Source organism: Pseudomonas sp. lyk4-R2A-8, from assembly GCF_030209095.1.
GTDB classification, from domain to species: domain Bacteria; phylum Pseudomonadota; class Gammaproteobacteria; order Pseudomonadales; family Pseudomonadaceae; genus Aquipseudomonas; species Aquipseudomonas quebecensis.
This window is the reverse complement of sequence record NZ_JARVSS010000011.1, coordinates 455,549-469,709: the sequence shown is the minus strand read 5'-3', so window position 1 is coordinate 469,709 and position 14,161 is coordinate 455,549. Positions and strand designations below refer to the sequence as shown.

At 62.0% G+C, this 14,161-nt stretch carries 13 protein-coding genes; 3 read left to right on the top strand and 10 right to left on the bottom strand.

The features are described from left to right. Position 1: 1 nt before the first annotated feature. From QRN10_RS13105 to QRN10_RS13095, 3 genes are all read right to left on the bottom strand, one after another. A complete protein-coding gene (locus QRN10_RS13105) occupies positions 2–1,066 on the bottom strand; it encodes a putative 2-aminoethylphosphonate ABC transporter ATP-binding protein (RefSeq protein ID WP_181076475.1) in 1,065 nt (354 codons plus the stop codon). Between the two features lie 216 nt (positions 1,067–1,282). Then, on the bottom strand, positions 1,283–2,146 hold the full coding sequence (locus QRN10_RS13100) for a LysR family transcriptional regulator (RefSeq protein ID WP_181076473.1): 864 nt from the start codon (positions 2,144–2,146) through the stop codon (positions 1,283–1,285). Between the two features lie 15 nt (positions 2,147–2,161). Then, a complete protein-coding gene (locus QRN10_RS13095) occupies positions 2,162–4,414 on the bottom strand; it encodes a heavy metal translocating P-type ATPase (RefSeq protein ID WP_181076472.1) in 2,253 nt (750 codons plus the stop codon). Positions 4,415–4,499: 85 nt separating this feature from the next. On the opposite strand from QRN10_RS13095, the gene cadR reads away from it, so the two are divergent. Continuing rightward, the gene (gene cadR / locus QRN10_RS13090; protein ID WP_285428511.1) at positions 4,500–4,940 is read left to right on the top strand and encodes a Cd(II)/Pb(II)-responsive transcriptional regulator; all 441 of its coding nucleotides are present in this window, start codon (positions 4,500–4,502) and stop codon (positions 4,938–4,940) included. Positions 4,941–5,003: 63 nt separating this feature from the next. Here cadR and QRN10_RS13085 read toward each other — a convergent pair whose 3' ends face one another. The 3 genes from QRN10_RS13085 to QRN10_RS13075 all read right to left on the bottom strand — a co-directional run bounded on the left by QRN10_RS13085 (position 5,004) and on the right by QRN10_RS13075 (position 7,556). Continuing rightward, on the bottom strand, positions 5,004–5,837 hold the full coding sequence (locus tag QRN10_RS13085) for a thymidylate synthase (protein ID WP_181076469.1): 834 nt from the start codon (positions 5,835–5,837) through the stop codon (positions 5,004–5,006). Positions 5,838–5,895: 58 nt separating this feature from the next. Beyond that, entirely contained in the window at positions 5,896–6,708 is an 813-nt protein-coding gene (gene lgt, locus QRN10_RS13080; RefSeq protein ID WP_181076467.1) for a prolipoprotein diacylglyceryl transferase, read from the bottom strand. Positions 6,709–6,773: 65 nt separating this feature from the next. Continuing rightward, positions 6,774–7,556: a sulfite exporter TauE/SafE family protein gene (locus QRN10_RS13075; RefSeq protein ID WP_181076465.1), complete on the bottom strand. Its 783-nt coding sequence runs from the start codon at positions 7,554–7,556 to the stop codon at positions 6,774–6,776. Between the two features lie 119 nt (positions 7,557–7,675). Between QRN10_RS13075 and QRN10_RS13070 the strand changes: the two genes are divergently transcribed. Beyond that, positions 7,676–8,422: an NRDE family protein gene (locus tag QRN10_RS13070; protein WP_285428510.1), complete on the top strand. Its 747-nt coding sequence runs from the start codon at positions 7,676–7,678 to the stop codon at positions 8,420–8,422. Positions 8,423–8,461: 39 nt separating this feature from the next. Here the strand turns inward: QRN10_RS13070 and ptsP are convergent, their stop codons facing one another. Together ptsP and QRN10_RS13060 are read right to left on the bottom strand one after the other, a co-directional pair. Further along, positions 8,462–10,741: a phosphoenolpyruvate--protein phosphotransferase gene (gene ptsP / locus QRN10_RS13065; RefSeq protein ID WP_181076462.1), complete on the bottom strand. Its 2,280-nt coding sequence runs from the start codon at positions 10,739–10,741 to the stop codon at positions 8,462–8,464. 22 nt (positions 10,742–10,763) lie between these two features. Continuing rightward, positions 10,764–11,243: an RNA pyrophosphohydrolase gene (locus QRN10_RS13060; RefSeq protein WP_003176750.1), complete on the bottom strand. Its 480-nt coding sequence runs from the start codon at positions 11,241–11,243 to the stop codon at positions 10,764–10,766. A gap of 143 nt (positions 11,244–11,386) precedes the next feature. Between QRN10_RS13060 and QRN10_RS13055 the strand changes: the two genes are divergently transcribed. Further along, positions 11,387–12,043, top strand: coding sequence for a histidinol-phosphatase (locus tag QRN10_RS13055; protein WP_285428509.1), 657 nt, complete (start codon positions 11,387–11,389; stop codon positions 12,041–12,043). 89 nt (positions 12,044–12,132) lie between these two features. Here QRN10_RS13055 and QRN10_RS13050 read toward each other — a convergent pair whose 3' ends face one another. Continuing rightward, the gene (locus QRN10_RS13050; RefSeq protein ID WP_181076459.1) at positions 12,133–12,546 is read right to left on the bottom strand and encodes a DUF2269 family protein; all 414 of its coding nucleotides are present in this window, start codon (positions 12,544–12,546) and stop codon (positions 12,133–12,135) included. A 40-nt stretch (positions 12,547–12,586) separates the two neighbouring features. Further along, positions 12,587–14,101 carry a threonine ammonia-lyase, biosynthetic gene (gene ilvA, locus QRN10_RS13045; protein WP_181076457.1) on the bottom strand — a complete coding sequence of 505 codons (1,515 nt, stop codon included), beginning with the start codon at positions 14,099–14,101 and terminating at the stop codon, positions 12,587–12,589. Between the last annotated feature and the right edge of the window lie 60 nt (positions 14,102–14,161).

Genomic DNA, 14,161 nt, shown 5'->3' with positions numbered 1-14,161 from the left:
CTCAGGCAAACACCTGCAGGCTGCGCGGCGGCAAGGCTACCCAGATGTCCTGGGCACCCAGGCGCGGCATGGCTTCGGGGGCGAGTTCGGCCAGCAGCGGATGACCGGGCAAGTGCTCCAGCTCAAAACTCATGCGGCATCGGTTGCCCAGAAAGGTGATTTCGCGGACCTTGGCCGGGAACAGGTTCTCCTCGTGCACAGGAGGGTTGACGCTGATCGCTTCCGGGCGACAGAACAGGCGACCGGACTTGGCTCTACCGGCATCATCGGCCAGGCGCATAGTCAGCCCGCCGACCTGGGCATGGCTGATGCTGTTACGACTGAACGGCAGCCAGTTGCCCTGGCCGACAAACTCCGCCACGAACGGCGTGGCCGGACGGTCATAGATTTCCTGGGGCGTGGCGTATTGCTCGACCTTACCGTTGTGCATCACGGCGATGCGATCGGCCATCAACATGGCTTCGTCCTGGTTGTGGGTCACCATCAGCGTGGTGATGCCCAAGCGCCGTTGCAGTTGGCGCAGTTCGGTGCACAAGTGCTCGCGCACCCGGGCGTCGAGGGCCGACATCGGCTCATCCAGCAACAGCAGCGACGGCGCCGGCGCCAGGGCACGGGCCAGGGCGACCCGCTGTTGCTGGCCGCCGGAAAGCTGGCCGGGGTACTTCTTTTCGCTGCCGAGCAGGCCCACCAGTTCCAGCATTTGACCGACGCGCTGGCGCACTTCGTCGCGGCCGCTGCCGGTGAGGCCGTAGCCGATGTTCGCTTCGACGGTCAGGTTGGGAAACAGCGCGTAGGACTGGAACAGAATGCCGTAGTCCCGTGCCTGGGGCGGCAGCACGGAGACGTCACGGCCGCCCAGGTAAAGCTCGCCACTGTCCTGGCGCTCCAGGCCGGCGATGCAGCGCAACAAGGTGGTCTTGCCGCAGCCGGACGGGCCCAGCAGGCACACCAGCTCGCCGGCGGCGACATCCAGGGAGACGTTGTCCAACGCCGTAAAGGCGCCGAAGCGCTTCTGGATACCGCGCACCTTCATGGGCGCGCCGGGTTGGGTCAGGGCTGTGTTCATGGTGGCACCTCATCAAACGGATGAAGGCCATGCTAGGCAGGCAATGCGTCGCTCTTGTGGCAGGAAGGCAAAGCGCGGCGATAGTGGTATTCGCAGATTTGTGTAGGACGCATATCGCCAATCGGGGGCAAGCCCCCTCCCACACTTGAAGCCGTTCACAATTCAACTGTGGGAGGGGGCTTGCCCCCGATTGCCCCCCAGAGCCACTACAAGGCTTCAGATCGGCGACATCTCCTGCGCCAACCCCAAAAACGCCGCCGGCAGGCGAGCGCCTTTTCGTTCTTTGAGGCAGTACAGATACTCCGGAATCTGCGGCGCATGCTCGAGGGTCAGCACCTTCAACTGCGGGTCATGGGGCACTTCCTGGCGGGCGATGATGCTGATGCCGATATTGCGCAGCACCGCCTCGCGGATCGATTCGCGGCTGCCGATTTCCAGCAGCGGGCCGTAGCTCACGCCAGCCCCGCGCAGCATGTCTTCGGTCAGGCGCCGCGTGGTGGAACCCACCTCGCGCATCAACAGCGTGTGTCCGGCGAGCGCGCTCAACGGCACATGATCGAGTTTGGCCAGGGGGTGGTTGCGATGCACCGCCAGTACCAGCGGATCGGTGCCGAGGACGCGGCGGATCAGACGTGGGTCGTCGAGCAGCTGTGAGGACGCCGCCACATCGACGCGGTAATCATCCAGCGCTTCGAGCACTTGCTGCGAGTTGCCGATTTCCACCGACACCTCCACCTGCGGCAGGCGTTCGCGGAACGCTTTGACCAGATCAAGGATGTAATAAGGTGCCGTCGCGGCAATACGCAGGGCGCCCTGGACCTGACCATTGTTACGCAGGAAAAACTCGATATCGGCTTCCTGCTGCAACAGCGTCTTGACCATCGGCAGCAACCGCGCGCCTTCGTCGCTGACGGTGAGGCGGCGCCCGCCGCGATAGAACAGCTCGACGCCGTATTGGCTTTCCAGGTTGCGGATCTGGGTAGTGACCGTGGGCTGGCTCAGGCCGAGTTTTTTCGCCGCCTGGGTGATGCTGCCCAGGCGGGCGACCATAAAAAACGCCTTCAGCTCGGCACTCAGCACACCACCCTCTCTTGTCTATTTGCGCAACAGGCGCAGGCCATTGAACACCACCAGCAGGCTTACGCCCATGTCGGCGAACACCGCCATCCACATGGTGGCCATACCCATGAACGTCACCGCGAGGAAGATCGCCTTGATCACCAACGCCAGGGCGATGTTCTGCTTGAGGATACTCGACGTTTGTCGCGACAACCGAATGAATGCCGGAATCTTGCGCAAATCGTCATCCATCAAGGCCACGTCGGCGGTCTCGATGGCAGTGTCGGTGCCGGCGGCGGCCATGGCAAAGCCGATCTCGGCGCGCGCCAGGGCCGGGGCGTCGTTGATGCCGTCGCCGACCATGCCCACTCGACGGCCCTGGGCGTAGAGGGTTTCGATGGCGTGAAGTTTGTCGGTGGGCAACAGGTCGCCCTGGGCCTGATCGATGCCCACCTGCGCAGCGATTGCCTGGGCGGTGTGGGTGTTGTCGCCGGTGAGCATCAGGGTCTTGATGCCCAATTCATGCAACTGCTCGATGGCTTCACGGCTGCTGTCCTTGACCGTGTCGGCCACCGCGAACAGTGCCAGCGGGCCGGATTTATCGAGCAGCAGCACCACGGACTTGCCTTGTTTTTCCAGGGCGAACAGCTTTTCTTCCAACTGCGGCGAACACAGGCCAAGGTCTTCCACCAGGCGGTGGTTACCCAGGTGGTAGGTTTGGCCATTGATGTCCCCGCGCACGCCCCGGCCGGCCAAGGCCTCGAAGTTATCCACAACATGGGTCGGCAGGTTTTTATCCACAGCCGCGTTGGCGATCGCCAGCGAAACTGGGTGATCGGAACGCCCCGCCAGGCTGGCGGCCAGGGCCGGCGCGCTGTCCTCGAGGGTTGGGAACAGCGCCAGGTAGTCGGTTTGCACCGGTTTGCCGTGGGTGATCGTGCCGGTCTTGTCGAGGGCCAGGTAATCAAGTTTGTAACCACCCTCCAGGTACACGCCGCCCTTGATCAGGATGCCTTTGCGCGCCGCAGCGGCCAGGCCGCTGACGATGGTCACCGGTGTGGAGATCACCAATGCACACGGGCACGCGACCACCAGCAGCACCAGCGCGCGGTAGATCCAGTCGAACCAGACGCCGGCCATGAACAGTGGAGGAATCACCGCCACACCGAGGGCGAACAGGAAAACAGCCGGGGTGTAGAGCTTCGAAAAGCGGTCCACAAAGCGCTGCGTCGGCGCCCGTGCGCCCTGGGCCTGCTCCACCGCGTGGATGATCCGCGCCAGGGTGGAGTTGTTGGCTGCCGCCGTGACCTTGTACTCCAGAGAGCCTGCCTGGTTGATGGTGCCGGCGAAGACTTTATCGCCCACGGTCTTTTCAATCGGCAAGCTTTCACCGGTAATCGGCGCCTGATCGATAGTGGATTGACCCGCAGTGACTTCACCGTCCAGGCCGATACGCTCGCCGGGCTTAACCCGCACGACAGCGCCCAGTTCGATACTTTTCACCTCCTGTTCGGTCCAACTGCCGTCAGACTGCTGCACGGTGGCCCGTTCCGGGGTCATCTGCATCAAACCGCTGATGGCGTTGCGCGCGCGATCCAGGGACTTCGCCTCGATCAGTTCGGCCACGGTAAACAGGAACATCACCATGGCCGCTTCCGGCCACTGGCCAATCAGTACCGCGCCGGTGACGGCGATGCTCATCAGGGCGTTGATATTCAGGTTGAGGTTTTTCAGGGCGATCCAGCCCTTTTTATAGGTGCCGAGGCCGCCACTGAAGATCGACACCAGCGCCACCAGGGCAATCACCCAGGTCGGCGCGGCATTAGTGAAGTGCAGCACTTCGGCGCCCAACGCCCCAAGACCCGACACGGCCAACGGCCACCAATGCTTCTTGGCCGGGGGGGCAGCGGCAGGCACGCCCTCTTCGATGGGGTCGGCCTGCATGCCAAGGGATTTGATCGCGTCAATGATCGGCGCGGTGCTCGGCAGGTCATGGGTGACGCCGAGGATACGGTTGATCAGGTTGAATTCCAGCTGCTGCACACCGGCGAGCTTGCCCAGTTTGTTCTGGATCAGCGTTTGCTCGGTGGGGCAGTCCATGGCCTCGATACGGAAGGTGCTCAGGTGCGCACCGGCGGTGGGTGCTTCGCTCAGTTGCACCACCGCAGGGGCCGGGGTGGCGGAGCAGCAGGAGCCGCCATGCCCGTGGTTATGCACGGGCGTCAGCTTCTGCTCGCCATGGTCATGGTCATGGTCGTGTTTATGTGGGGTGTGAATGGAATCGCTCATCAGGTCGCGTCCGTAAGGTGCCTGTTGCCAAGTAAAGACCCTGTAGCCACTATAGGGTCAAGCATCCATTGTGGAGATTGCGCCAATGAAGATCGGCGAACTGGCGAAACTTACCGACTGCCCGGTGGAAACCATCCGTTACTACGAGAAGGAAGGCCTGCTGCCGCCCCCGGCACGTACCGACGCCAACTACCGCGTGTACACCCAGGCGCACACAGAGCGGCTGATCTTTATTCGCAACTGCCGCAGCCTCGACATGACCCTGGAAGAAATCCGCAGCCTGCTCAGCCTGCGCGATAGCCCCCAGGACCAGTGCGAAAGCGTCAATGCGTTGATCGACGAGCATATCCAGCATGTGAAAGCACGCATCGATGGGTTGCTGGCCTTGCAGGAGCAATTGCTGGATCTGCGCCAGCGGTGTGGGGGTGGGGATCACTGCGGGATTTTGCAGCGATTGGAGGTCAACGGCGGGGTGGCCCCCAGCGAGGCCGAGCCCTCACATGTAGGCAGGAGCCACGGGCACTGACTCAAGCGAACACTGTTCAACTGTGGGAGGGCAAGCCCCTCCCACATTGGACAGCGTCAGGCTCTAGATAGCCACGTCGGCCTTAATGCTCGGATCGGCCTCGTAGCCTACGATTTCGAAGTCTTCGAATTTATAGTCGTAGATCGATTCGGGCTTACGCTTGATCACCAGCTCCGGCAGCTTCTTCGGCGTACGCGCCAGTTGGGTCCGGATCTGTTCCATATGGTTGCTATAGGCATGGGTGTCGCCGGTGGTGACGATGATCTCGTGGGGAATCAGGTCACACTGTTGAGCCAGCATATGGGTCAGCAGCGCCAGCGCGGCGGTGTTGTACGGCAGGCCGAGGAATACGTCGGAGCTGCGGATATACAACTGCATCGACAGGTGGCCGTCATGCACGAATGCCTGGTACAGCAGGTGGCACGGCGGCAGGGCCTGTTTGCCGTTGCGCGCGTTCTCCTGGGGGCTTTGGGTTTCGTCAGGCAGGTACTCGACGTTCCAGCCATGGAACAGGATACGGCGGCTATTGGGGTTGGTCTTGAGCGTGTGCACCATGTAGTCGATCTGGTTGATCGTACCGCCGTCCTTGGTCGGCCAGGCGGTCCACTGCTCGCCGTAGACCGGGCCTAGGTCGCCGTCTTCGGTGGCCCATTCGTCCCAGATGCGCACGCCGTTTTCGTTGAGCCACTTGATGTTGGTGTTACCGCTCAACATCCAGATCAGCTCGTTGGCGATGCTCTTGAAGTGCAGCTTCTTGGTGGTCAACAGCGGGAAACCGTCGGCCAGGTTGTGCCGAAACTGCCGGGCGAACACGGCCTTGGTGCCGGTGCCGGTACGGTCGCCCTTGGTCAGGCCATTGGTCACGACGTCGTTCAGTAGTTCGAGGTATTGCTTCATGTGGGTACCCGTATCGTTGAAGCCTGGGCTCTTCGCGGTCGAGCCCAGGCATTCGAATTTAAAGCGCGGTGTTCTTCAGCGGTTGCGGACGGTTATACGCCCACCACAACAGGCCAAGACCGACGAGAATCATCGGCATGCTGAGCACCTGCCCCATGGTCAGCCAGCCCCACGCCAGGTAACCCAGCTGCGCATCCGGCACCCGTACGAATTCGACGATGAACCGGAAGATCCCGTAGAACAGCGCGAACATGCCGGACACGGCCATGGTCGGGCGCGGTTTGCGCGAGAAGATATACAGAATGAGGAACAGTGCCACACCTTCCAGGGCGAACTGGTACAGCTGCGACGGATGGCGCGGCAACTGGGCAGGGTCGCTGAACGGCGGGAACACCATGGCCCACGGCACGTCGGTCGGCTTGCCCCACAACTCGGCATTGATGAAGTTACCGATACGCCCAGCGCCCAGGCCGATCGGCACCAGCGGCGCGACGAAGTCCATCAGTTCGAAGAACGACTTGCCGTTGCGACGGCCAAACCACCAGGCGGCGATCATCACACCGATGAAGCCGCCATGGAACGCCATGCCACCCTTCCACACCTCGAAGATCAGCATTGGGTTGGCGATGTACGCCGAGAGATCGTAAAACAGCACATACCCCAGGCGCCCGCCGACGATCACCCCCATCGACAACCAGAACACCATGTCGGAGAGCTTCTCCTTGGTCCAGGTCGGGTCGAAACGGTTCAGGCGCCGGGACGCCAGCAGCCAGGCGCCGCCGATGCCGATCAGGTACATCAAGCCGTACCAGTGGATTTTCAGCGGACCGATGGCCAGGGCCACCGGGTCGATCTGCGGGTAAGGCAGCATTGCGACTCCTCGTTAAATCATTCGTTATGGCGACCGGACCATGCCCGGACGCGATTAAGCGTGCGTTACAGCAAAAAATTCAAACCGACACAAAACAGCAAACCGGCGAACAGACGCTTGAGCAAACGCGGCGACAAGCGATGCGCCAACCGTGCACCGAAGCGCGCAAATACCATGCTCGTCAGGGCAATGCCCAACAGCGCCGGCAAATACACGAAGCCCAGACTATGAGCGGGCAACAGCGGGTCGTGCCAGCCCAGAATCATGAAACTTAATGCACTGGCCAGCGCAATCGGCAGGCCGCAGGCCGACGAAGTAGCTACCGCCTGCTGCATCGGCACGCTGCGCCAGGTCAGAAACGGCACGGTCAGCGAGCCGCCGCCAATTCCGAAAATCGCCGAGGCCCACCCAATAACAGTGCCGGCGAGGGTCAGCCCAACCTTGCCCGGCACCGTTCGACTGGCCTTCGGCTTCATGTCCAGGGCCAGTTGCAGTGCCACCAGCAGGGCAAATACGCCGATGATCTTCTGCAGGTGCGGCCCGGAAATCGCTTCGGCGGTCAGCGCACCGAAGCCGGCGCCGATCAGGATGCCCACGGTCATCCACACGAAGATCGGCCAGCGCACCGCGCCACGCCGATGGTGCTCGCGCACAGCGTTGACCGAGGTAAAGATGATGGTCGCCAGGGACGTGCCCACGGCCAGGTGCGTCAGTACCTGCGGGTCGAAGCCCTGCAAGGTGAAGCTGAACACCAGCACCGGCACGATGATGATCCCGCCTCCCACGCCGAACAGCCCGGCGAGCACACCCGCACAGGCGCCGAGCACCAGATACAGTAGAAATTCCATGGGAGCCCTCGAAACAAGTCCGGCATGTTAACGGATGGAAGGCATGCGACCCAACTGGATACGATGGAACGCCTCTGCTTGAGTCAGTAGAGTGACAAAAACACAAAAGGGATCGCCTGATGTGCCTGATTGTTTTCGCCTGGCGGCCGGGCCACGCCCAGCCGTTGATCGTCGCGGCCAACCGTGATGAGTTCTATGCCCGCCCCACGCTGCCGCTGGCGCAGTGGCCGGATATGCCCCATGTGTACGCCGGCCGCGATCAGGAAGCCGGCGGCACCTGGCTGGGGATCAGCGCCGAAGGCCGGTTTGCGGCCCTGACCAATATTCGCGACCCGTACCAGCCGCCCGCACGCAGGTCCCGTGGGGAACTGGTGGCGCGGTTTCTCAGTGGTTCGCTACCGATTGATGAATATTTGGCCGATGTTAACGGCAGATCGATTGAATACGCCGGGTTTAACCTGCTGGTGGGCACGCGGGATGAGTTGTGGCATTACAACGCCAACCACACTGAGCCAACGCAACTGAAAGTCGGGGTCTATGGGCTTTCAAATGCCGGGCTGGATACACCGTGGCCGAAGTTGCTCAAGGCCAAGGCGGCGTTGAGCGAGGTGTTGGCAGACCCGCAGCCGGAAACGTTGCTGGGGATTTTAAGCGACCCGCAGACGGCGCCGTTTGCCGAGTTACCGGATACCGGCGTGGGGTTGGCGACTGAAAGCCTGTTATCCAGCGTGTTTATCGCCAGCCCTGCTTATGGGACCCGAGCCAGTACGGCGCTGATTGTGAATGCCGATGGGACGCGGCGGATGGTGGAGCGTAGTTTTGGGCCGCTGGGTGGGCGACTGGGTGAAGTAGAGCTCAGAATTTAGCGGCATGATCTTTCCCACGTTTTGCGTGGGAACGATCAGTTACAAGGTCTTGGCAGACGCCGGATTGATCATCCGCGTCAGGCCCAGGTTTTTCAGGGCCAATTGCAGCGAGCTGTGGATAACTTGCGGGTTGTCGATGGTCATCACCTCCGCCAGCAGATCCTTGGCCATGCTCAGGTTGACCTGGCGCAGCAGCCACTTCACTTTCGGCAGGTTGGTGGCGTTCATCGACAGACTGTCAAAGCCCATCGCCATCAACAACACCGCCGCCGCCGGGTCGCCGGCCATTTCACCGCAGATACTCACCGGTTTGCCTTCGGCGTGGGCGTCGCGCACCACATGTTGCAGGGCTTGCAGCACCGCCGGGTGCAGGTAGTCGTACAGGTCGGCCACCCGGGGGTTGTTGCGGTCCACGGCCAGCAAGTACTGAGTCAGGTCGTTGGAACCCACCGACAGGAAGTCCACCTGCCGCGCCAGCTCCTTAGCCTGGTATACGGCCGCCGGAATTTCGATCATCACCCCAATCGGCGGCATCGGCACGTCGGCGCCTTCGTCGCGCACTTCACCCCAGGCCCGGTGGATCAGGTGCAACGCTTCTTCCAGCTCATGGGTGCCGGAGATCATCGGCAACAGGATGCGCAGGTTGTTCAGGCCCTCGCTGGCCTTGAGCATGGCGCGGGTCTGTACCAGGAAAATCTCGGGATGGTCGAGGGTCACGCGGATACCGCGCCAGCCCAGGAACGGGTTGTCTTCCTTGATCGGGAAGTACGACAGCGATTTGTCGCCGCCAATGTCCAGGCTGCGCATGGTCACCGGCAGCGGGTGGAAGGCCGACAACTGCTCGCGATAGATCGCCAGCTGTTCCTTCTCGCTCGGGAAACGCTGGTTGATCATGAACGGCACTTCGGTGCGGTACAGACCCACGCCTTCGGCGCCTCGCTGCTGCGCGCGGGCCACATCGGCCAGCAGGCCGGTGTTGACCAGCAAAGGCACGCGGTGACCGTCGAGTGTTACGCACGGCAACTCACGCAACGAATCGAGGCCCAGCGCCAGCTGCTTCTCTTCTTCCACCACCTCGGCATATTGCTTGCGCAGTACTTCGCTGGGGTTGGTAAAGACTTCACCGCGATGGCCGTCGACGATCATATCGATGCCGTCGACCTTGGAATACGGCAGGTCCACCAGGCCCATCACTGTCGGAATGCCCATGGCGCGGGCCAGGATCGCGACGTGGGAGTTACCCGAACCGAGTACCGACACCAGGCCCACCAGTTTGCCTTCAGGCACTTCGCCGAGCATGGTGGCGGTCAGTTCTTCACTGATCAGGATGGTGTTGTCGGGGTAGACCAGGTTGGTGCTGCGGTCTTCCTGCAGATAGGCCAGCAGACGGCGACCCAGATCGCGCACATCCGAGGCGCGCTCGCGCAGGTAGGCGTCGTCCATCATTTCAAAACGGTTGACGTGATCGCTGACCACCTGGCGCAAGGCGCCCTGGGCCCACTGGCCGGTCTTGATCACGGTCTTGACTTCGTTCCCGAGGGACGCGTCGTCAAGCATCATCTGGTACACCTCGAACAACGCGCGCTCTTCGGGGCGCAGTTGGGTGGCCAGTTTGTTCGACAGGTTGCGCATGTCGGCGCGCACGCCTTCGAGGGCGGTCTTGAACAGTTTGATTTCAGCGTCTATGTCGCTGATGGTCTTGTCCGGCACCACGTCGAGATCGGCCGGCGGCAGCATGACCACCGCGGTACCCACGGCGGCGCCTGGCGAGCCCGGCACGCCGACGAACTTGGCTTCCTGGATGCCCTTGCCCTGGCGACCCAGGCCACGGATGGAGCCGGTGGCCTCGGCGTGGGCGATAACCCCGGCCAGTTGCGCGCTCATGGTCACGAGGAAGGCTTCTTCACCCTCGTCGAACTGGCGGCGTTCTTTCTGTTGGATGACCAGCACGCCGACAACGCGGCGGTGGTGGATGATCGGCGCCCCAAGGAACGAGGCGTAGCGCTCTTCGCCGGTTTCGGCAAAGTAACGATAACGCGGGTGATCGGCCGCGTTTTCAAGGTTCAGGGGTTCTTCACGCGTCCCTACCAGGCCAACCAGACCTTCATTGGGCGCCATGCTGACCTTGCCGATGGAGCGCTTGTTCAAGCCCTCGGTGGCCATCAGCACAAAACGGTTGGTCTCTGGATCCAGCAGGTAAACCGAGCAGACCTGGCTGCCCATGGCTTCCTTGACGCGCAACACAATAATCCCCAACGCCGCCTTGAGATCCTTGGCGGAGTTAACTTCCTGGACGATCTTGCGCAGCGTATTGAGCATGGCTCGGGGTCGAACTCCGTCGTCAGTCGCGCGCTAAAAGGCGCGGGGCAAGCTCTTTGAGAGCGCGACGATAAACTTCGCGCTTGAATGTCACCACCTGGCCCAACGGGTACCAATAACTGACCCAGCGCCAGCCATCGAACTCCGGTTTACCGGTCAAATCCATCCGCACCCGCTGCTCGTTGGAGATCAGGCGCAGGAGAAACCATTTCTGCTTCTGGCCGATGCACAGCGGTTGGCTGTGGGTACGCACCAGGCGTTGCGGCAAACGATAGCGCAACCAGCCACGGGTACAGGCCAAAATCTGCACATCTTCACGCTCAAGGCCGACTTCTTCGTTCAACTCACGGTACAAGGCGTCTTCAGGGGTTTCGTCGGGGTTGATTCCGCCCTGAGGAAACTGCCAGGCATCTTGGTTGATTCGGCGAGCCCATAGCACCTGTCCGGCATCATTCGTAAGAATAATCCCGACATTAGGACGGAAACCATCGGGGTCGATCACGGCAACAACCTCGCAAACGCATGTCGCCGCATTGTTCCACAAAGCTTGCGCAAGCGGCAACGAGGCTTCTTAGCTTATGTGCACTCTTGTGAAAAGACCGTATTCTGGACGCCTTTTTACAGACATTTCAGCGAGTAACTGCAATGCGCCTGGCTTTATTCGACTTGGACAACACCCTGCTTGGCGGTGACAGCGACCATGCGTGGGGCGATTACCTGTGCGAACGCGGGATTCTCGACGCGGTGGCCTATAAGGCCCGCAACGACGAGTTCTATCAGGATTACCTGGCCGGCCGCCTGGACAACGCCGCCTACCTGAGCTTTTGCCTGGAGATCCTCGGCCGCACCGAGATGGCCCAGCTGGACGAATGGCATAACGACTATATGCGCGACTGCATCGAGCCGATCATGCTGCCACGAGCCTCAGAATTGCTGGCCAAGCACCGCGAAGCCGGCGACAAGCTGGTGATCATCACCGCCACCAACCGCTTCGTCACCGCGCCGATTGCCGCACGCCTGGGCGTAGACACCCTGATCGCCACTGAATGCGAGATGGAAAACGGCCGCTATACCGGACGCAGCACGGACGTGCCGTGTTTCCGTGAAGGCAAGGTCACGCGTTTGAATCGTTGGCTGGAGGAGACCGGGCATAGCCTGGAAGGCAGTTACTTCTATAGCGACTCGATGAACGACTTGCCGCTGTTGGAGCAGGTGGCGAACCCGGTGGCGGTCGACCCGGACCCCAATTTACGCGCCGAAGCCGAGAAGCGGGGTTGGCCGATGATTACCCTGCGTAGCTGAGGGTGCTATCGGGGGCAAGCCCCCTCCCACATTTGACCGAGTCCGTGTGGGAGGGGCTTGCCCCCGATGCAGGCGACACGGCCCAAGCGTTAAACCGGCTTGGCCCCCATCAACCCAGCAATCGCCACAAACCCCACCAGGCTGACCACCGCCAGCACCAGGGTGAAATTCAGGCTGCCGCCCTCGCCTTTGCGCAGCCGGTTGAGGCGCGCCACCAGCCAGAACCAGGCCAGCGCCGCCACGGTGTAGAGCAGGCTGGAACCCAGTATCCACGTCTGCCCCAGTGGCCAGCCCACCAAGTGCACCAGCCACCAGCCGGTAAACGGCATGCTGAGCAGGCAGACTCCCATCAGCAACCACACGAACGCCCAGGGGCGCCGGACGACGACGGCCGGGCCGGCGCTGCGGTTGCGCCAGGCCAGCAGCGCCAGGCCCAGGCCACACAGCAGCAGCACCACAGTGGCGGCGATGTGGACAGTCTTGAGGGTGATCAGGGTATCCATGGATCGTCTTCCTTAAAGGTCGCCCAGTCAGCGTAGTCGCTCAACCGAGGAACAGTGTGTAGGCCGGGTTATCGCTTTCATCCCAGTACGGGTAGCCGATTTGCGCCAGGGCCGCCGGAACCAGGTGACGTTCGTCCGCCGGTACTTGCAGGCCGGCGACCACACGACCATCGGCCGCGCCATGGTTGCGATAGTGGAACATCGAGATGTTCCAGCGACCGCCCAGTTTATTGAGAAAGTTGAACAACGCCCCCGGCCGTTCCGGAAACTCGAAACGCAGGACCATTTCGTCGCTGACCTTGGCCGCATGCCCGCCGACCATATGGCGGATGTGCAACTTGGCCAGTTCGTTCTCGGTCAGGTCCAGCACCGGAAAACCCTGCTGGGTGAGGCTGGCGATCAATGCGCTGCGCGGGTCGCTGTCCGGGTGGGTTTGCACGCCGACAAAGATGTGCGCCTCGCTGCCGGTGTGGTAGCGGTAGTTGAATTCGGTGATCTGGCGCTTGCCCACGGCCTCGCAGAACGCCTTGAAGCTGCCCGGCTGTTCGGGAATGGTCACGGCGATAATGGCTTCGCGGCCTTCACCCAACTCGGCGCGCTCGGCCACGTGACGCAGGCGGTCGAAGTTGACGTTGGCGCCGGAATCAATGGCTACCAGGGTCTGGCCACTGACGCCACGGGTTTCCACGTATTTCTTGATGCCCGCCACGCCCAGCGCGCCGGCCGGCTCGGTGATGGAGCGGGTGTCATCGTAGATGTCCTTGATCGCCGCGCAGATTTCGTCAGTGCTCACGGTGATCACTTCATCCACATAGTCCTTGCAGATCTCGAACGTGTGCTGACCGATCTGCGCCACCGCCACGCCATCGGCAAACAGACCCACGGTCGGCAGCACCACGCGCTCGCCCGCTGCCATCGCGGCTTGCAGGCAGTTGGAATCGTCCGGCTCGACGCCGATGATCTTGATTTCCGGGCGCAGGTATTTCACGTATGCCGCGATACCGGCGATCAGGCCGCCGCCGCCCACCGGGACGAAAATCGCATCCAGCGGGCCAGGGTGCTGGCGCAGGATCTCCATCGCCACGGTGCCCTGCCCGGCAATGGTGTGCGGATCGTCGTAGGGGTGAATGTAGACGTAGCCTTTTTCGTCGACCAGCTTGAGCGAATAGGCCAGGGCTTCCGGAAACGAATCGCCGTGCAATACCACTTTACCGCCGCGCGAGCGTACGCCTTCAACCTTGATCTCCGGGGTGGTCTTGGGCATCACGATAGTGGCCTTGACCCCCAGCACTTTCGCCGCCAGGGCCAGGCCCTGGGCGTGGTTACCCGCCGAGGCGGTGACCACACCGCGCGCACGTTCTTCGGCGCTCAGTTGGGTCAGCTTGTTGTAGGCGCCGCGAATCTTGAACGAGAACACCGGCTGCAAGTCTTCCCGCTTGAGCCAGACCTTGTTGCCCAAGCGCTCGGAGAGCTGGCGGGCGGTCTGCAACGGGGTTTCCACGGCCACGTCGTAGACGCGCGAGGTGAGGATCTTTTTGACGTACTGTTCAAGCATCGGAAAGCATCACTGGGCGGGTTGGGCAGGGCCAAGGAGTCTAACCCGGCTTTTAGCCGT

What these genes read in the sequence shown, in the direction of transcription:
- QRN10_RS13105 (WP_181076475.1), bottom strand. Translation starts at nt 1,066, where the DNA reads ATGAACACAGCCCTGACCCAACCCGGCGCGCCCATGAAGGTGCGCGGT.
- QRN10_RS13095 (WP_181076472.1), bottom strand. Translation starts at nt 4,414, where the DNA reads ATGAGCGATTCCATTCACACCCCACATAAACACGACCATGACCATGAC.
- cadR (WP_285428511.1), top strand. Translation starts at nt 4,500, where the DNA reads ATGAAGATCGGCGAACTGGCGAAACTTACCGACTGCCCGGTGGAAACC.
- QRN10_RS13085 (WP_181076469.1), bottom strand. Translation starts at nt 5,837, where the DNA reads ATGAAGCAATACCTCGAACTACTGAACGACGTCGTGACCAATGGCCTG.
- lgt (WP_181076467.1), bottom strand. Translation starts at nt 6,708, where the DNA reads ATGCTGCCTTACCCGCAGATCGACCCGGTGGCCCTGGCCATCGGTCCG.
- QRN10_RS13075 (WP_181076465.1), bottom strand. Translation starts at nt 7,556, where the DNA reads ATGGAATTTCTACTGTATCTGGTGCTCGGCGCCTGTGCGGGTGTGCTC.
- QRN10_RS13070 (WP_285428510.1), top strand. Translation starts at nt 7,676, where the DNA reads ATGTGCCTGATTGTTTTCGCCTGGCGGCCGGGCCACGCCCAGCCGTTG.
- ptsP (WP_181076462.1), bottom strand. Translation starts at nt 10,741, where the DNA reads ATGCTCAATACGCTGCGCAAGATCGTCCAGGAAGTTAACTCCGCCAAG.
- QRN10_RS13055 (WP_285428509.1), top strand. Translation starts at nt 11,387, where the DNA reads ATGCGCCTGGCTTTATTCGACTTGGACAACACCCTGCTTGGCGGTGAC.
- QRN10_RS13050 (WP_181076459.1), bottom strand. Translation starts at nt 12,546, where the DNA reads ATGGATACCCTGATCACCCTCAAGACTGTCCACATCGCCGCCACTGTG.
- ilvA (WP_181076457.1), bottom strand. Translation starts at nt 14,101, where the DNA reads ATGCTTGAACAGTACGTCAAAAAGATCCTCACCTCGCGCGTCTACGAC.